The organism is Domibacillus sp. DTU_2020_1001157_1_SI_ALB_TIR_016 (genome assembly GCF_032341995.1).
GTDB classification, from domain to species: domain Bacteria; phylum Bacillota; class Bacilli; order Bacillales; family Domibacillaceae; genus Domibacillus; species Domibacillus indicus_A.
The window spans coordinates 189116-206721 of record NZ_CP135439.1 but is presented as its reverse complement, the minus strand read 5'-3'; the positions used below and the strand labels follow the sequence as shown (position 1 = coordinate 206721).

Below are 17606 nucleotides of genomic sequence, written 5' to 3'. Positions count from 1 at the left end.
TTATTATCATACTGCATTGTTTTATTTCATGCAATCCTTTATTGATAACAACGTTTTTTTAGAGTAACATGAAGAAAAAACAACTCAGGTGATCGATATGGCCATTACAATAAAAGATATTGCAAAAGCGGCTGGTGTCAGCTATTCAACGGTCTCGAAAGCATTAAATGACAGCCCGCTCGTTCAGCCGAAAACAAAAGAAAAGATTCATCAGGTAGCACGCGAAATGGGGTATGAGCCTAATTTTGCGGCAAAGCAGCTGGTCACCAAGCAGTCCAAAACCATTGGCTTGATTTGGCCGACGCTGGATCGTGCAGCTCATTCCACTCTTGTGACCGAGCTGAACGCCGAAATTCAAAGAAGGGGATTTTCGATGATTTTATCCGTTAATCCTGTCCAGGCTTCTCTTGATTTGTTTAAACGGTTTCATGTAGATGGGGTGCTGATTTTTGATGAAGAAAACAATCTTTCTTCTGATGTTACCGCTCCGTTTCCCGTTGTTTCGTACGGAGCCGGGCCGCAAAATTCTTTTTCCTTTGTGGACCTTCATTATCAAGAAGCGATGTTTCAGGCAGTCGAATATTTGAAAGAGCTCGGCCACCGGGATATTTCTTTTATTGGCGATTTTTCTCCCCTTAATTTGCGCCAGCAGGAAAAGTACCGCGGCTTCGAACGGGCGATGCAGCATTTTAACCTGCCGGTTCATAAACAGTCGTTTATTAATTCAGCCGGCCTTGAATGGTATGACGGCTATCAGGCAACCAAAAGAATGCTGCGATCTTCTTTTCTTCCTTCTGCTGTGATTGGTGCAAGCTATGATATTAGCGCGGGCATTGTGCGGGCTATCCGCGAAACGAGTCTCGTGATTCCAAAAGATATGTCGATTATCGGCTATGACAACATTCCTCAGATGGCTACACTTGAAGTGCCGCTGACCAGTGTCGGTGTTCCCGTTCAAGCTGTTGCCGAGCAAATGACGTCGCTTCTTTTTGAACAGCTGGAAACCGGGTCAACGGAGCAGCTCACCCGCACGATGAACTCCGTTTTAATCGAGCGGCATTCCTGCGCCCGCGTAAACGGACGGTAACCTTCTTCTTTGGGCCGGAAAAAGAAAAATCGAGCCGGTTTTTCCCGCTGCCGGGCCGGAATAGAATAAAATCCGGCCGAACAGCTTTAGAATCCGGCCCGAATTTACCAATTCCGGCCCAGCCAATAAAAAAGAGGCGCGTAAAGCGCCTCTTTTACAATTTTACATATAAATATTCAACTAAGCATAAAATCGCCATCGACTGGCCGTACGGCATGGCTGTGACGGGAATCTGCTTGTAAAAATCAAGTGTTTCTCCCATGGCCGTCCCGGCAGATACGTGCTTTAGTTCGCCTGTTTCATCAATGTTTTCGATTACTGCTTCTACTGCTTTCAAGCCCATTTCTTTGTACTTTTTTCCAACGTAGCGCTTGCGCACAGCTTTTAATGTACCAAAGCCAAAGCCTGCCGTACAGGAGGCTTCCACGTAAGAAGACGGGTCTAAAAGCAGCGTATGCCAAAGACCATTTTCATTCTGGCACGCCTGCAGCGCTTCAAGCTGGCGTTCGAGCGTATCGATCAGCACCTGGCGGACTGGGTCGCCTGCCGGTAGTTCCACCAGGTCCAAAAATTCCGGAATCGCAATTGTAATCCAGGAGTTGCCGCGTCCCCACAATGCTTCCGCAAAGTTATGGTTACCCTCAAATGTCCAGCCGTGGAACCAAAGGCCGGTTTTTTTATCAAATAAATACTTAATGTGTACAAGGAATTGTTTTTTGGCTTCTTCTACATATTCCGGCTTACCTAAAAGCAGGCCGATTTTCGCCAGCGGCAGCACGCTCATCATCAGCGTGTCATCCCAAAGCTGATGATGATTCTCTGAGCCGAACACAACGTGCTGGATGCCGCCGTCTTTCGTACGCGGCATATCGTGATACAGCCAGTCTCCCCATGACTCCAGGTATGGCAAATACGTTGGGTTGCCTGTTTCTTCGTACAAATAAGCCATCGTTAACATTTGCACCATCGTATTAACGTTTTTCTCAACAGGCTGCTCTTTAAACTGGTCTTCAAACCATTTCACAATAATATCGAGAACGGCCTGCTTTTTCGTCAGCTTGTAATATTTCATCATGCCGTACAAGCCGACGCCTGCTGTCCATTCCCAATAATTAAAGCTTTTATTGTCGATCTTCCGTCCGTCCGCAAGCGGAATCGCATACGTTCCGTCCGGGTCGTTTAAGTTCACAAGGTTATCAATCAATAAATCAATGGTTTGTTCAATATCATGACGATGCATACGCGTTGCGATCACGAACAAAACCTCCTCCAACATGTGATTTTGTGTTTTGAATCATTTCATCAAATAGTGCTTCGGCCTGCCCAAAACCGAGTGGCGCTACAAGCGGGTCGTTGATAAACGCGTTAAGCGCAAGCTCTCTGTTTTCAGTTAACGCTGCCTGCAGTACCGCTTCTTGATTGGCGGCATGCCGTCCAATAATGCCAAGCAAATCAGCCGGCAGGCTTCCGGCTAAAACCGGCTGCACGCTGTCACGGCGTAAAACGGCGTTTGTTTCTACAACAGCTCCTTGCGGCAGGTTAGCAATCTGGCCCCCGTTCGGCATATTCACGTTTGTCACAAGCTCATCGAGTCCAAGAAGGGCAGCAATGATGGCTACTCCTTCTTCTCCAGACGGTGCGAGTTCAAAATCTGCTTCGCCGGCGGCCACTTTTTGATTTTGCTCTATTTTGCTTTTGTGGTCTTTTTTCCGGAAATCAACCGGTGTTAAGTGAAACTTCCATTTCGCCACTGTTTCCGGGCTCTCCAGATAAACCGGCGGCATAAATTCTGCTAAATGGCGGTCGCCTGCTGCGGCGATGAGACCGTACCGGCGAAACAGGTCAAACTTCACCCGGTTCGCAGATGAAAAAACGCTTTTCTCCCAGTCTCCCGGATTTTTCTCGTAGCCTGATTTGGCATGCTTCTCGACAAACTCCTTGTACATCGGCAGCAGGTCCATCTGTTGGCAGCTTGCCCGGTCAATCCACGTAAAATGGTTAATGCCGATTACATTAACCTGTATATCCTGGTGCTGCTTCACTGCTGTGCCGGTCATTTCTTCCACCATATCGGCCAGTAGATGCTGCACTTCAAACACTTCATGGCAGCAGCCGAACGCTTTTACTTCTGGAAATACTTCATACAGCGTGCGCGTGCAAAGAGTCATCGGGTTTGTGTAATTAATGACCCATGCATCCGGTGCGTACGCTTTAATATTCTCCGCAATTTCTTTGTAGATCGGAATGGTCCGCAGGCTGCGAATGATACCGCCCGGCCCGACTGTATCGCCAACAGATTGATAAATCCCGTATTTCTCCGGCGTATGGACGTCAGACGCCATTTCATCAAACGATCCCGGCAGGATAGAAATAATCACAAAATCAGCATCCGTCAGGGCTTCCTTTATATCTCCGGCTGCTTCGTATACCCACTTGCCGACTGCTTCCTCGCGCGCAGACACACTGTTGCCAATGACAGCATTTTGCCGGGCGGCTTCCGGATAAATATCATAAAGCGAAACGGTCCCGCTGATTCTTGGCTCAAGCGCAAGGTCGTTCATCAGCCGTTTGGCCCAGCCTTGAGATCCGCCGCCAATGTAAGCAATTTTCACATTTTCTACTTTCCGATTCATAAAGAAGCACCTTCTTTTCTAAATTCGATAATTCTATATTCGTATGGCTGTATCGTAAGTTTTCCTGCTTCTACCGGCTCCGCCTTCAACTCGTCCTGCCCGCCTGCTGGCAGGGTTACCATGCCGCCGTGACCATCCATATTGACAATCACCCACATCGCACGCCCATCCTCCGTTTCGCGCGGCACGACAATCGTACCTGGCGTCACATCTGTTTGTACTGCTGCGCCGGCTTCTTTTGCATAATGCTGAAAGATTTCTGCGATCAGTTTCTTTCCTGCCGCTCCAGATGGCATAGAGCCAAGCATGACAACTTTTCCTTTGCCAACATGATGCTCGGTTAAAAACGCTTTGTCCGGTGTAACTCCTTTTGTAACGGTTCCAACCACACGGGCACCGGCCGGTTCAAATACAGCACTCCATAGTCCAAGCGGCGCTTCACAACCAAATGCTTCTCCGGCTGAGGTGTGCTCATCCATCGGGAAGGTAAAAAGGGTTCTGACGCCTGCCCATTCCTCCAGCCGGCCTAATGCCCGGTCTGTATGAATGGTGTGATTTTTTGTCCGGCCGCCTGTCATCGGTCCGGCAATCCAAATGCCGCCCGCTTCCACAAAAGCCTTCGCTCGTTCCAAATACTCATCAGATACGTATGGAAGCAGCGGTGTAAACAGCAGTTTATACCCTGTAAGATCGCCTCCTTCAGGCAATACATCGCGGTGAAACCCTTCTTGCAAAATGATGTTGTATAAGTCGGTCATGAGATCTTTGTAATGAATGCCGTTGTGCGGTTCCGTAAGGTGAAACATGCGCGCCCGGTCTGAATACGTCATCGCAATATCCGCTTGAACCGGTTTGGCCGCAAGCATGGCCGATTCGATTTTTTTGCGTGCTTCTTCAACCTGGAGCACATTTTCATACCCGACAGATGGCTCACCCCACGCACTGATCACAGCGCTGTGCGGCAGTTCAGAGCCGGTGCGCTGCTGGCGCCAGAGCCAGTAGCAAAAGCCCTGGCCGCCGAGCGCATAAGCGGCAACGGCCTCTGATCTTAAATAACCGTTTTGGTGCGGATTTGCATAGCTTTCAAGCGATGCAGCATAGGAGATACTCGTTTCCATTACCCAAAAAGGCGTGTTTTTCTTTAACCCTCTCCATACGTCGCAGTTCAACAAGTAAGACCCCATTTTTTCCTGAGGGGCATACGTATCAAAGGAAGCAAAATCAAGATGTTTAAACAGACGTTCATTATCAACCGAAAAAAAGAGTGTGCTGTTATGGGTAATGGGTGCTTCGGAATACCGGCGGATAATAGACGCCTGTTCATCCGCAAACTCGGCAATTTTTTCTGATTCAAACAGCCGGTACATCGTCTGCAGCGATGAATGATGAAGAAACGGGGTAGCGGCCGGCTGGGGAATTTGCTCGAATGACTGGTAATATTCACTCCAAATGTGAGTGCCCCAATCCTCATTCAACTGCTCAATTGTGCCGTATCGTGCTTCGAGCCATTGGTGCCACTGACTTTTACACGAAGCGCACATACACTCGGCGACGTGGCACTTAAATTCATTATCAAGCTGCCAGGCAATTACCCCCGGCAGCCGGCCAGCTTCTTTAGCGAGTGCTTCTGTAATGATGGCCGCTTTCTTGCGGAAGTGCGTGTTGTTCGTACAAGCGTGCTGTCTGGACCCATGAGTCATCGTGCGGCCGGCCTGATCCACATGCATCCGTTCCGGGTGCCCGTGTGAAAACCAGATCGGCGGCGTTGGGGTCGGTGTACAAAGAACCGTATCAATGCCGTTTTCGTACAGACGATTAATGATATTTGTAAAAAAGCTTACATCAATCTTTCCTTCTTCCGGCTCCATTTTCGACCAGGCGAACTCTCCGATACGCACAACGTTAATGCCAGTTCGTTTCATTTGTTCAATGTCTTTGGCGATTGTTTTGTCATCCCACAGCTCCGGGTAAAAACAAGCGCCGTGGTAAAGCTTTTCAGCCATTGCGAATGGCCTCCTTTATATACGCCTTGAGCGGCAGATTTAATTCCTGAATGCCTTCTGCAACGAGCGCGGCAACTTTGCGGGCGCCGGTTTCGCAAAAATGGGTATTATCCTGGATGCCTTCGGGGTAATTGTTGTTTTCTCCAGGGGCAAACCAGGTAAACAGCTCTGTGGAGCGATCCGGCCCGTATGACTCGTAAAGCCGTTTTGTTTTTGCCCACATATCAATAAGCGGCACATCTTTTTTATCTGCCAGCTCTCTCATAGAAGCCGGGTAGTCACCAAGCGAGTTTTGGATCGTGCCATCTTCTCCAAATGTACGGCGCTGAACCGAAGTGAGGAGAACAGGCAGGGCTCCCCGTTCCCTGGCTCCATCAATGTACTGGCTTAAATACTGAGGGTATGTGGTCCACGGCTTTGTGCCAAAATCTTTTTGATCGTTGTGGCCGAACTGAATAAACAAGTAATCACCCGGCGAAATGCTGTCCCATATGCCATCCAGCAGTCCTTCCTCAATGAAGCTGTTTGAGCTTCGCCCGCCTTTAGCGGCGTTTACGACTTTTACCTTATCGGTGAAACACTCAGCGGCTACCTGTCCCCATCCCATCATGGGAGCTTCATGAGGGGGACAGTTCGCTGCAGTAGAATCACCGGCAATAAACAAACACAGTTTCTTTCCCATAGAGCCGCTCCTTTTCGTTTCTTATTTCAGTCCGCTTGTGCTGATTCCTTCTACGATATATCTCTGGAATAAGAAGAAAATTAAGACAACCGGCAGAAGTGAAACAACCGACATGGCGAACATCGCTCCCCAGTTAGAAGCCGTCTCAGAATCAAGGAACAGCTTCAATGCCAGTGAAACCGGATATTTTTCCGGGCTGTTTAAGTACAGCACCGGGTTGATTAAGTCCTCCCACTTCCAGTAAAACGAGAAGATCGCGGCCGTTGCCATAGCTGGCACGATCAGCGGCAAAATCACTTTGTAGAAAATGCCGAAACGGCCGCAGCCATCAATTCGCGCTGCTTCATCAAGCTCAATTGGAATGTTGCGGATAAATTGCACCATCAGGAAAATGAAAAACGCATGGCCGAAAAACTGCGGGACAATAATCGGCAAAAACGAGTTCAGCCAGCCGATTTTTGCGAAAATGATGTACTGTGGAATCATTACGACTTCGTGTGGAAGCATCATCGATACCATCATGCAGCCAAACCAGAATGCTTTCCCTTTAAAGGAAATGCGGGCAAATCCATAAGCAATCAGTGAAGAAGAAATAACGGCGCCAATTGTGGAAAATCCAACAATAATCAGCGAGTTTTTAATAAAGGTGCCGAACGACTGGCCGGCGATGCCTTCCCATCCCTGCGCATAGTTGCTGATAATGAATGGGTCCGGAATCAGGGAGTGCGCCGTAACAAACACTTGCGAACTTTCTTTAAAGGAACTCATTAACAGCCAAATAATCGGATAAAGCATTAACAGGGCAAATGCGCCTGTGACAAGATGATAGACCCATTTTTTCCAATTAAATTTCGGTTTATCGATACGCAGCTGGCGCGGTTCTGCCTGCGGTGTTTCTTGTAGTGCTTTCATTCCTTATCCCTCCTTCGATTCGTAATGCACCCAGTACTTGGATGTTTTAAATAAAATGAATGTTAAAAGTCCGACGATCAACAACATCACCCACGCCATCGCGGATGCATAGCCCATCTGGAAGAAGTTGAATGCTTTTTGGAATAAATAAAGCGAGTAAAGAAGTGTTCCATCAAGCGGCCCGCCTTCTCCTTTGGAAATGATGTAAGCCGGCGTAAACGTCATAAATGCGGAAATCGTCTGCATGACTAGGTTAAAGAAAATAATAGGACTGAGGAGCGGCAGTGTAATTTTGAAAAACTTCTGGAACGGGTTCGCACCGTCTACGCTTGCAGCTTCGTAATATTCCGGCGAAATATTTTTCAAGCCGGCCAGGAAAATGAGCATTGAAGAGCCGAACTGCCATACAGACAGCATGATTAATGTCCAAAGAGCCGACGTTGGATCCTGGTACCAGTAAATTTTTTGATCAATTCCCATAAAGAACAGCAGCTGGTTAATGGTCCCTTCATTCCCGAAAATGTTGCGCCACATAATCGCTACCGCAACACTTCCGCCAATGATGGACGGCAGGTAAAATAGTGTCCGGTATATTCCTACCATGCGGGAAGCTCGGTTTAACAGCATCGCGACAATCAGAGCAAAGGTTAAGCGAAGCGGTACTCCAGCGAGAACATATGTGAAGGTTACTTTAATCGTTGTCCAGTACTTTTCATCTCCGGTAAACATTTCAATGTAGTTGGCAAGCCCAACCCACTTTGGAGTTGAAAATAGGTCATAGTTTGTGAAAGACAAGTAAAGTGAAATAACCATCGGGATAATGGTGAAGGCAAGAAATCCAATAATGAATGGAGAGATAAAAGCATAGCCTGCGAGATTATCTCCTGCCGGGCGTAGTTTCATTTGGGGTCACGTCCTTTCTTATTTTAGAAAAGCAGGAATATGATCTGCCTGTCATACTCCTGCTCTGTCATTAGGCATTTCTGCTTAAAATTTCATCTGCCTGCTCACGGAATTTCTTCGCCCCTTCTTCAGGTGAGATTTTCTCAAACAGGATTTGGTCGGAAATGTCTTTTAAGGCTTTCATTACTTCAGCGCTGCCAAGTGGATCTGGCGGGTCAGCAGGGCTGGCTGTTTCAGAGGCGCTTTCAACATATTCAAAGATTTTCAATTCATCTTCTGTCAATTCAGGCTTTAAGGCATCGATGATTTCGGATGAAACCGGTACGCCGCGGTCGCCTTTGATCAATTTGTTGGCTTCAACGTCATTTGTAAAGAAATCGATAAATTTCGCTGCTTCTTCTTTGTGCTGAGAGCTTTTCGGCACGGAGAAGAACATACTTGGACGAAGGAACAGTGCTTTGTTTTCAGCTTGCTCCGGCGGCAGGTTAAGTGTTAACGGCGCATCTGTCAGCTGCGCGAAACCAAGATATTGGTTGGAGTAGTTCCATGTCATGGCGGCGTTGCCTTTTACGATAAAGTCATCCTCAAGTCCTTTAACCTGAGCAGAAACATCTGGCGTTGGGAACGCTTCCGCTTTAATTAAACGAACCTGGCGTTCAAAGAAATCGACGAACAGCTGGTCATCCTTGTAGGCAAGGCCTGTACCATCTTCCTTATAAAAGCGTTCGCCTTGTGTGCGCAGGTAGTACGGGAAAAAGACATCCGGTGGATTCATCGGGTTTGTGCCGTATTTGCCGGTTGCTTTTTGTACGTCAATGGCCGCTTTTTCGAAATCATCCCATGTCCAATTTTCACTATTTAATTCAACGCCTGCCTGCTTCAGCATGTCATCGTTTGTAATGACTGACAGTACGTTTGAACCCATATTAAATCCGTACATTTTGTCTCCAATATTGCCGCCCTTTAAAGTTGTTTCATCAATATTTTCAACGTTGATCGTGCCGTCTTTTGTATATGGTGTTAAATCTTCTAATTGGCCTTTTTCACCGTATTGTGATAAGTAAGCTGTATCCATTTGAATAATGTCAGGAAGCTGGTTGGCTGCTGCCATCGGCGCTAGCTTTTTCCAGTAGTCATCCCAGTTCGCAAACTCCGCTTCGATGTTTACGTTTGGATGTTCTTTTTCATACATTTCGATAACTTTCATTGTATAATCATGACGCGGCTGGCCGCCCCACCATGCAACACGAAGTGTAATCTCTTCATTTGAACTGCCTTCTTTTGTTTCACCGCTCGTCCCGCTGCTGCTGTCATTGCCACACCCGGCAAGTCCGGCAGCCAGCATGAGGCTGCTTAGCGACAATACTACTTTCTTCATCCCAGTCCCCCGCTTTCGTTTCTTTTTTTGAAAGTGCTTACAATCCTTATTTTATGGATTTTCTGAATTATTTAAATGGAAAAACCCGACAACAATGTTTAAAAAACAGTGATCGATGAAAAGTCAAAAAAAAAGACCCCGACTTCGGTCAGGACCCATCTGTTCATATGGCTTTACGGTATTCCGTCGGCGTAACACCTGTGTACTTTTTAAATACCTGGCTGAAATACTGGGGATTGTCCCCAAAGCCGGTCCGCTCCGCCAAGTCGGCGACTCGCACATCCTCTGTCTGTCCAATTTGCTTGATCGCTTCTTCAATACGGACTTTCGTTAAGTAAACGGAAAAGCGCTCATTTGTTTCCTGCTTAAACAGCTTCCCGAGATAGTCAGCATTCATGTAAAGCATTTGACCGGCTACCCATTTTAAGGACAAATGCTTGTCGCTGAAATGAGTGTAAATAATGTCGACTACTTCGTTAATCACCGGCGAATAATCCCGGCACGGCTGCCATGTTTCGGCTGCCGGCTGCTTCGGCTGCATTTCTTCAAACTGCTGCCGCTGCTGTTCCTTCTGCTTAATGTTTTTCACCGCGTCCGTGACCGTTTCAATAATATCAGCTTCATTGCACGGCTTGAGCAAATAGTTTTTTACCCCGTGCTGCATGGCGCACCGGGCATATTCAAACTCACTGAAGCCAGACAGAACAATAAATTGAATATCAGGAAAATCAGCCCGCACTTTGCCGGCAAGCTCAAGGCCATCCATACCCGGCATTTTAATATCGCTGATCACAATGTGCGGATGATGCTCGGCAATTTTTTCGTAGGCTTCAATTCCATTTCGTGCGGTTGCAACCAGTTCCGTATCAAGCGACTGCCAGTCAATCACGTTTGAAATCCCTTCCAAAATGATGCGTTCATCATCCGCCAGCAACACTTTGTACATGATTTTCATCCCCCGTTTCAAAAGGTAAAAAAACCGTCACAGCCGTTCCTCTTCCAGATGCACTGTGAATGGTGATTCCGTATTTCTCCCCAAAAAACAGCTTCGTCCGTTCATCAATATTTTTCAGGCCAATGCCTGTCCCCCGTGTTTTGACCTCCCCTTTGTACAGCTTTTCCAGAAACTGTGCATCCATGCCAGGTCCATTATCTTCGACTATCACAAAAACAGCATCGCGCTTTTTGTGCGCCCTGATCGTGATCGTACACGGTTCAATCATTTTCTCAAGCGCATAATGAATCGCGTTTTCAATCAGCGGCTGAATGGTCAGCTTTGGAATACGGCATTCCAGTACTTCCGGCTCTACTTCAAGGTGAAAATCAAGCCGGTCTTCAAAGCGATATTTTTGAATGGTCACATAATGGCTGACTAAATCAACTTCCTGCTCAATCGTAACGATATCTTCTTTTAAGTTAACGGAGTTCCGCAGCAAATAAGCAAGGGACTCTACCATTTTAGAAATCTGCGTCTGCTTGTTTGCCTTCGCCAGCCAGTTGACGGATTCAAGCGTGTTATACAAAAAGTGCGGATTCATCTGTGCTTGCAGCGCTTTAAATTCCGTTTCCTTTAAGAGCAGCTGTTTTTCATAGTTTTCTTTGATAAGTTCATTAATGCGCTGAACCATAAATGTAAAATCGCGGTGGAGCATCCCAATCTCATCCTGATGACGAGGAGGCGGCGGCATCGTTTCCGCGATTGCAAAATCCCCTTTCTGTATGTGGTGCATCGTTTGGACCAGTTCTTCAATCGGTGTAGTAATTTTTCGTGTGAAATGAACCACTGTCATAATGACAATAAGCAGTAAAACAATAAAAGCGGCAATAATCGAATACTTCACTTTGGTGATGTTTGAAAATACCGCGTCAAACGGAATAAAGTGCCAATACGTCCAGTCTGCAAATGATGTTTTTACGTAGGTGACAAAATAACGGTTGCCATTGATTTCCTTAATCGTGTACCCTTGCGCTGTCTGTTCGGAAAAATCAAAAGAGCGAAACGGACGTATATCTTCCTCCGAAAAAAACACGTGATCCCCATTTGAAATCATCGTGTTGCCCTGAGTGTCTTCCCATTCTTCAGGCAGTGACGCGACGATTTTGGCTAAATCCACACGAATAACAATCGTGCCCAGATTCTCCATACTTAAATTCTCGTAGGAACGGATCTGACGGGCAGCGGTTAGGAACCGGTTCATGCCATCTGCCGTTACCCATACATTCGATCCGTGCGCCTGCTCTGCCCGTTCAATCAGCATCGCTTTTTCTTCTTCCGCTGCCGGGGCGAGCGAATTGCCTGCTGAATACATTTTGCCATTTGTATCAATCAAGTAAATGGAATGAATATATTTTTCAGAGCTGATATAGTCGCTTAACCGGTTGCTGATGGCTGTTTGAATGCCATACTGCTCATATCGGTTTGCCGCTTTCTTTGTATGGGCTGTCTGCTGAATAAGAGAAGGGTCGGTGACAATTTCAAATGAAATATCCTGAATACGCTGCAGCTCATTTTCCACACTGTCAGATGACATGCTGAGCACCTGAGAGGATTTTCGATAGATTTGCTGATCGTACGTTGTAAAGGCATACTGCAGGCCGGCAATGGTAAAAAGTAAAAACACACACATAATGGCGGAAACAAACACAATAAACTTATACTTAATTTTTAAATTTTCAAATGTGATAACAAGGTATTTCCATAACGCCTTCAATCACACGCATCCTCCTCCGGCGCATTTTTTACGTTTGCTGCAGAGAGGCTTCTTCCTGCTTTTCCGCTATCTTGTGAAATGCCTTCATCGCAAACCACATAAGCACAAACCCGAAAGCGCTTCCACTAAAGAATAACATAAACGTAATATGCTGCATCATAACATATGCCATTCCAATCAGACTCGCAATCATCAGCACGGTATGAACAGGGCGCAGCAGCCCGATCAAAAGTGAATACTTGACCGTTTGTTTGAGCGGAACGTTATAGTGAACATACACCGGAAAAACAAATAATGCAACCACACTATACAATAAGAAAAAGCTTGTTAACAGAAACGGCATAAATGGAAGCGGCGCTCCATACTGCTCAAAGATCATGAAGTTCGCACCAAATAAAACAGCGGGCAGCGCCAGCGTAAGGCCAAGCCGGTTGGACCGCCAAAATAATTCCTTATACGTACGCCAAAATGTCCGGAAAACAGGTATATCCGTTTCTCCCATGGCCCATTTGCGTGTGACTGCAAACAGGGCAGCCGTCGCAGGAAAAAAGCCAAGAACGAGCAGACCCGCCAGTGAAAACGCTATCCATAAAACGTTTAAATAAGCAAGGCGGGTCACCCATTCACAAAACCGGTACACACCATTCGTCATCATTTGTACCATTATACCATCCCCTTTTTATCCAGTTTATCGAAATCAGGAAAAATTTCGATATCACTTTTCCGGGGAGTTTGTTTAAAAATCAGTGATATTGAGCAGCAAGAAATTGACGGCTTTCTTCAATAAACGGGTCACGCACATCTTCCAGCAAAACCGGGATCGATCGGCCTGTTTCTCTGATCAGCCGAAAAACAGTTTCGTAATCAATTAAGCCTTTCCCTACCGGCACGGCTTGAAGTAAACCGTTTTTCAGCTCGACGTCTTTGGCATGCAGCACGGCAATTTTATCACCAAACAGATGAAACGCCTCTTGGAATATAGCTGCTTGATTCTCCCACGTTTCGGCCGTCAGTAAATTAACTGGATCGAAAATAACACGCACATGATCGGACTGGACAAGGTCAAGCAGCCGCTTCATCGTTTCCGGTGAGTAGATCGGATGGTTCACACCGGCCTCTACTCCAATGATCGCATTCTGCACTTCTGCTTCAGCAGCCAGTTCTTTCATGCTTTCTACAACGGCTAGAAACGGCTCTTCCTTGAAATTGTCCGTTGTGTACGCGATTTCTGCATGAACATTTCCAGTCTCTGTCCCGACCAGCAGGCAGCCAAAATCATTTGCAGCAGCCAGGTGCTCTTTGAAACGATCCAGCTCACGCCGGCGGATAGCGGTGTCCGGATGAATCATTTGAATATAGCAGCCGAGCACCGCAATTTGCACATCATGCCGGCGGAACGTCTCGCCAATTTCCCGGGAAATCTCTTTCGTTAAGCTGCCGGGCTCCGTATAAAAATCAAATGATTTTCCGACCGCCAGCTGCACCACATCGAATCCTTTATCAGAAATGGTCCGTGCCAGCTCTTCTGCCGGCATTTTTCCCAGGTCATGTCCACGAATGCCTAGTTTCATATTTGCTTCCCTCCTGTTTTTCTGCAGGCCGAAAAAAACGCAAGGGAGCCGGAATTAGTGAGCCTATGGCCGGAATGATAAAGAATCCGGCTATAGGCAGAAAATTCCGGCCTGTTTTCCTCGTATTTCGGCCATACGGCGTTTTACCCTGCAACTTTATGGATCGTTACAGCTTGAATCCACTTTTCCGTTTCTTTCTTTAACCCTTCCCAGTCATTAGAAGCAATCAAGTCTTTTTTCAACAAAGCGCTGCCTGTTCCGACTGCCGCGGCTCCTGCTTTAATGTAGTCAGCGGCTGTTTGGAGCGTAATGCCTCCGGTCGTCATAATGGGAATATGGCTGAGCGGCCCTTTTACATCTTTGATAAAAGCAGGACCGAGCACGGATGCCGGAAATAGCTTAATCGCTTCTGCCCCCAGCTTCATTGCCCGCATCATCTCTGCCGGCGTAAATACACCTGGAATGATCGGAACGTTTTGCTCGACTGCATATGCCGTCACTTCTTCATCCAATGCCGGCGTCACAATAAATTGGGCACCGGCTTCAATGGCCCGGCGGCAGTCCTCAATATTCAGCACCGTTCCGGCACCCACCAGCACACGATTGCCGTGCGTCTGAATGGCTTCCGCTATGATCTCCTCGGCCCGGTCACTTTCCATGGTTACTTCAATTGAGGTTACACCGCCGTCAACAAGCGCTTTTACAATAGCAGCGCTTTTGTCATACGGCACTTTTCGTAAAATGGGCACAAGAGGCGCCTCGATTAACTGTTCAATTACCATGCTGTTTCCCTACCTTTCTATCGTTTCACGCTGACCTAAAAACCCTTCCACCTCTTCCAAGTACGGAAGGCCTTCGTTATCGCCGTTCACCTGTACAACCATCGCGCCAATGGCATTTGCAAATTCAAGTGACCGTTCCACCGGCCAGCCCTGCAGCAAACCGTATAGAAAACCGGCATCAAACCCATCGCCGGCTCCAACTGTGTCTACTACTTTCGCAACCGGAAAGCCAGCCACATGCTGCCACGAGCCATTTTGAAGAACAGCCGCTCCTTTTTCGCCGTCTTTCATAATCACCTGCTCAAATGAAAATCCGCCGAGTGCGCGGCGCAGAAAGCTGTCATCCGTTGAATCAAAGATGATTTCCAGCTCTTCGCGGCCCGTCAATAAATAATCGACATATGGCAAATAGGATAAAATCGTTTCACGCGCTTCTGTCTTTGACCAAAGACGAAGCCGGATATTTGGATCAAAGGACACTTTCACACCATTTTCTTTCGCAATTTGAAGCGCCCGCAGAATCACCTGGCGGTTTTGCGGCTGAATCGCCGGAAATACGCCGGTAACATGAAGAATTTTGGCTCCTTTGATGTATTCCTCCGGCAATGCCTCCGGTGTCAGTGTTTCAGTCGGTGAAGGCAGGCGGTAATAAAAGGTCCGTCCCGCACCGGATTCCTGTACTTCTTTGAAATTCAGCGACGTCGCGTATCCTTCCTCCAGCTTTACCTCGGAAACATCCACTCCTTCTCCGCGGACGGTGTTTATAATATGCCGGCCAAATTCATCCTTGCCAAGGCGGCTGATCCAGCCCGAGCGAAGACCAAGGCGGGCACAGCCCAGCATCACGTTTAATTCAGCCCCGCCAATTTTCCGCTGGAATTGATTGACGAAGCGAAGCGGCCCTTTTGAAGCGGGGTCAAAGGTGATCATGCCATCGCCGATTGTTATCACATCCATCTCTTTCGCCTCCTTATCTTCCCATCCAGCCGCCATCGACAACAAGTACGTGGCCGTTCACGTAATCCGCTGCTTTGGAAGCAAGAAACACAGCTGCACCGGCAATATCATCCGCCTCTCCCCATCTTCCAGCAGGGATCCGGTCCAAAATAGATTTGCTCCGGTCTGGATCGTTACGAAGTGCTTCTGTATTGTTCGTTTCAATGTAGCCAGGTGCAATGGCGTTCACCTGGACGCCTTTAGCGGCCCATTCATTCGCAAGCGCTTTCGTTAAACCGGCTACCGCATGCTTGCTTGCCGTGTAAGCAGGAACGAAGACGCCGCCCTGGAAAGAAAGAAGCGAAGCAATATTAATGATTTTTCCAGAGCCCCGCTCAATCATGAACCGCCCTGCTTCCTGCGATAAAATAAACACGGCATTTATATTTACATCCATGACACGGTTCCATTCTGATTCATCAAATTCGGCTGCCGGCTCGCGGTAAATGACGCCGGCATTGTTGACTAAAATGTCAATTTGATGCTTTTGGAGCACCGGCTTAATCTGCTCCCGAATGCTGCCGGTTTGACTTAAATCAATCAATACCGTTTCACATGTTCCACCTGCTTCGGCAATCTGCGCTTTTGTTTCTTCTAAATTATCGCGGTGCCCAAGCAATAAAACATGTGCACCAGACGCGGCAAGACCAACAGAAATTGCCTGCCCTATTCCTGTTCTTGCTCCTGTGACGAGCGCTGTTTTCCCTTTTAGTGAAAAGAACTCCTGTTGAAAAGCCATCCTGTTCCGCCTCCTTAGCGCAAGTCCTTCATATCGACAAACTGCATATCATCAAAGTCAATGTTCTCGCCGCACATGCCCCAAATAAACGTATAGTTGTTCGTGCCGGCACCTGCATGAATCGACCAGCTTGGCGACAGCACCGCCTGCTCATTCGCCATGACAATATGACGTGTTTCCTGCGGCTGTCCCATCATATGAAACACGCGTGTGTCCTCTTCCATGTCAAAGTAAAAATAAACTTCCATACGGCGCTCATGTGTATGGCACGGCATCGTGTTCCAGCCGCTTCCTTTTTCAAGCATGGTCATCCCCATGCTCAGCTGGCACGACTCTAATACATCTGGATGGATAAACTGGTAAATCGTCCGCTTATTCATTGATTCGTCTGCTCCCATCGGACGCGCAATGGCATTATCAAGACCGACTTTAACCGTTGGATAGGAGTGATGGGCTGGACATGAATTGATATAAAACTTAGCCGGGTTCCCTGCATCTTTTGATTCGAACACGATATCCTTCGTTCCTTTGCCAATATAAAGGCCGTCACGGCTATTGATCTCATATTCTTTGCCATCGAGTGTGACTTTCCCGTCACCGCCGACGTTGATGACGCCCATTTCGCGGCGCTCAAGAAAATATTCTGCGGCTAATTCCTTTCCCGCTTCCATTGTGAGCGCTTTCCCAACTGGCATGGCACCGCCATAAATAATCCGGTCGACGTGGCTGTACGTTAACTGAATGCTGTCTTCGATAAACACCTTTTCCATTAAAAACTGTTCACGCAGCTTGTCAGTCGTGTAGTTTTTTACATCATCCGGATGATGAGCATAGATCGTTTTCATATATCCAACACTCCTTTTATCTTGTTCCGTATTGTGGAACGTTGTTTCATTATTTATACTTTTATTATAAAGGCGTTTTCACCGTTTGCAAGTAATTTTCTGAAAAAAGAAAAAAAACAGGCTCGTATAAGTTAAATTAAACTTTTTACATCCGCCGTTTATTATCATGTAAGAATTCCTTTTAGAAAAGCGGCGTAATGGGCTGCGGGCTGGCGGCTGCGCTTTCCTGCGGAGCGAACGCTGAACCAGCCGCCGCTTCGCGCTGCCTGTTTCAGCCTGTCCGCTCGTCCCGCGGGAGTCTTCGCCGCCATCCCTCCGCCCGTTGCTTTTTAGGAAAGAAGCGATCACCAATGAATAGACACCG

Annotated in this window: 16 protein-coding genes; 1 reads left to right on the top strand and 15 read right to left on the bottom strand. The window is 47.3% G+C overall.

Annotated elements, in window-relative coordinates; genetic code table 11:
• Positions 1 to 97 precede the first annotated feature (97 nt).
• Positions 98 to 1087 carry a LacI family DNA-binding transcriptional regulator gene (locus tag RRU94_RS09035; RefSeq protein WP_315693808.1) on the top strand — a complete coding sequence of 330 codons (990 nt, stop codon included), beginning with the start codon at positions 98 to 100 and terminating at the stop codon, positions 1085 to 1087.
• Between the two features lie 154 nt (positions 1088 to 1241).
• Here RRU94_RS09035 and RRU94_RS09030 read toward each other — a convergent pair whose 3' ends face one another.
• The 15 genes from RRU94_RS09030 to kduI form a co-directional block, all read right to left on the bottom strand.
• Positions 1242 to 2342 (bottom strand): beta-galactosidase BglB, encoded by a 1101-nt coding sequence (locus tag RRU94_RS09030; RefSeq protein ID WP_315693806.1) that lies wholly within the window; start codon positions 2340 to 2342, stop codon positions 1242 to 1244.
• A complete protein-coding gene (locus RRU94_RS09025; RefSeq protein WP_315693804.1) occupies positions 2314 to 3720 on the bottom strand; it encodes a family 4 glycosyl hydrolase in 1407 nt (468 codons plus the stop codon). Before RRU94_RS09025 ends, RRU94_RS09030 begins: the two co-directional genes overlap by 29 nt.
• A complete protein-coding gene (locus RRU94_RS09020; RefSeq protein WP_315693802.1) occupies positions 3717 to 5723 on the bottom strand; it encodes a beta-galactosidase in 2007 nt (668 codons plus the stop codon). Before RRU94_RS09020 ends, RRU94_RS09025 begins: the two co-directional genes overlap by 4 nt.
• Positions 5716 to 6405 (bottom strand): rhamnogalacturonan acetylesterase, encoded by a 690-nt coding sequence (locus RRU94_RS09015; protein WP_315693800.1) that lies wholly within the window; start codon positions 6403 to 6405, stop codon positions 5716 to 5718. The genes RRU94_RS09020 and RRU94_RS09015 overlap by 8 nt, the downstream gene beginning before the upstream one ends.
• A gap of 21 nt (positions 6406 to 6426) precedes the next feature.
• Positions 6427 to 7317, bottom strand: coding sequence for a carbohydrate ABC transporter permease (locus RRU94_RS09010; protein ID WP_315693798.1), 891 nt, complete (start codon positions 7315 to 7317; stop codon positions 6427 to 6429).
• Between the two features lie 3 nt (positions 7318 to 7320).
• Entirely contained in the window at positions 7321 to 8220 is a 900-nt protein-coding gene (locus RRU94_RS09005) for a carbohydrate ABC transporter permease (RefSeq protein ID WP_315693796.1), read from the bottom strand.
• A 70-nt stretch (positions 8221 to 8290) separates the two neighbouring features.
• Positions 8291 to 9598 carry an ABC transporter substrate-binding protein gene (locus RRU94_RS09000; RefSeq protein WP_315693794.1) on the bottom strand — a complete coding sequence of 436 codons (1308 nt, stop codon included), beginning with the start codon at positions 9596 to 9598 and terminating at the stop codon, positions 8291 to 8293.
• Positions 9599 to 9761: 163 nt separating this feature from the next.
• Positions 9762 to 10544, bottom strand: coding sequence for a response regulator transcription factor (locus RRU94_RS08995; protein WP_315693793.1), 783 nt, complete (start codon positions 10542 to 10544; stop codon positions 9762 to 9764).
• Positions 10519 to 12309 carry a cache domain-containing sensor histidine kinase gene (locus RRU94_RS08990; RefSeq protein ID WP_315693792.1) on the bottom strand — a complete coding sequence of 597 codons (1791 nt, stop codon included), beginning with the start codon at positions 12307 to 12309 and terminating at the stop codon, positions 10519 to 10521. The genes RRU94_RS08995 and RRU94_RS08990 overlap by 26 nt, the downstream gene beginning before the upstream one ends.
• Positions 12310 to 12337: 28 nt before the next feature.
• Complete coding sequence (locus RRU94_RS08985) at positions 12338 to 12973, bottom strand: YesL family protein (RefSeq protein ID WP_315693791.1); 636 nt, start codon at positions 12971 to 12973, stop codon at positions 12338 to 12340.
• Positions 12974 to 13052: 79 nt separating this feature from the next.
• Positions 13053 to 13880: a sugar phosphate isomerase/epimerase family protein gene (locus RRU94_RS08980; RefSeq protein ID WP_315693790.1), complete on the bottom strand. Its 828-nt coding sequence runs from the start codon at positions 13878 to 13880 to the stop codon at positions 13053 to 13055.
• A gap of 143 nt (positions 13881 to 14023) precedes the next feature.
• Complete coding sequence (locus RRU94_RS08975; RefSeq protein ID WP_315693789.1) at positions 14024 to 14662, bottom strand: bifunctional 4-hydroxy-2-oxoglutarate aldolase/2-dehydro-3-deoxy-phosphogluconate aldolase; 639 nt, start codon at positions 14660 to 14662, stop codon at positions 14024 to 14026.
• 9 nt (positions 14663 to 14671) lie between these two features.
• Complete coding sequence (locus tag RRU94_RS08970; protein ID WP_315693788.1) at positions 14672 to 15619, bottom strand: sugar kinase; 948 nt, start codon at positions 15617 to 15619, stop codon at positions 14672 to 14674.
• A gap of 13 nt (positions 15620 to 15632) precedes the next feature.
• The gene (gene kduD, locus RRU94_RS08965; RefSeq protein WP_315693787.1) at positions 15633 to 16397 is read right to left on the bottom strand and encodes a 2-dehydro-3-deoxy-D-gluconate 5-dehydrogenase KduD; all 765 of its coding nucleotides are present in this window, start codon (positions 16395 to 16397) and stop codon (positions 15633 to 15635) included.
• A 14-nt stretch (positions 16398 to 16411) separates the two neighbouring features.
• A complete protein-coding gene (kduI, locus tag RRU94_RS08960; RefSeq protein WP_309090397.1) occupies positions 16412 to 17242 on the bottom strand; it encodes a 5-dehydro-4-deoxy-D-glucuronate isomerase in 831 nt (276 codons plus the stop codon).
• Between the last annotated feature and the right edge of the window lie 364 nt (positions 17243 to 17606).

Coding starts and splice junctions, on each gene's coding strand:
- RRU94_RS09035 (WP_315693808.1), top strand. CDS start 98: ATGGCCATTACAATAAAAGATATTGCAAAAGCGGCTGGTGTCAGCTAT.
- RRU94_RS09025 (WP_315693804.1), bottom strand. CDS start 3,720: ATGAATCGGAAAGTAGAAAATGTGAAAATTGCTTACATTGGCGGCGGA.
- RRU94_RS09020 (WP_315693802.1), bottom strand. CDS start 5,723: ATGGCTGAAAAGCTTTACCACGGCGCTTGTTTTTACCCGGAGCTGTGG.
- RRU94_RS09015 (WP_315693800.1), bottom strand. CDS start 6,405: ATGGGAAAGAAACTGTGTTTGTTTATTGCCGGTGATTCTACTGCAGCG.
- RRU94_RS09010 (WP_315693798.1), bottom strand. CDS start 7,317: ATGAAAGCACTACAAGAAACACCGCAGGCAGAACCGCGCCAGCTGCGT.
- RRU94_RS09005 (WP_315693796.1), bottom strand. CDS start 8,220: ATGAAACTACGCCCGGCAGGAGATAATCTCGCAGGCTATGCTTTTATC.
- RRU94_RS09000 (WP_315693794.1), bottom strand. CDS start 9,598: ATGAAGAAAGTAGTATTGTCGCTAAGCAGCCTCATGCTGGCTGCCGGA.
- RRU94_RS08995 (WP_315693793.1), bottom strand. CDS start 10,544: ATGTACAAAGTGTTGCTGGCGGATGATGAACGCATCATTTTGGAAGGG.
- RRU94_RS08985 (WP_315693791.1), bottom strand. CDS start 12,973: ATGGTACAAATGATGACGAATGGTGTGTACCGGTTTTGTGAATGGGTG.
- RRU94_RS08980 (WP_315693790.1), bottom strand. CDS start 13,880: ATGAAACTAGGCATTCGTGGACATGACCTGGGAAAAATGCCGGCAGAA.
- RRU94_RS08975 (WP_315693789.1), bottom strand. CDS start 14,662: ATGGTAATTGAACAGTTAATCGAGGCGCCTCTTGTGCCCATTTTACGA.
- RRU94_RS08970 (WP_315693788.1), bottom strand. CDS start 15,619: ATGGATGTGATAACAATCGGCGATGGCATGATCACCTTTGACCCCGCT.
- kduD (WP_315693787.1), bottom strand. CDS start 16,397: ATGGCTTTTCAACAGGAGTTCTTTTCACTAAAAGGGAAAACAGCGCTC.
- kduI (WP_309090397.1), bottom strand. CDS start 17,242: ATGAAAACGATCTATGCTCATCATCCGGATGATGTAAAAAACTACACG.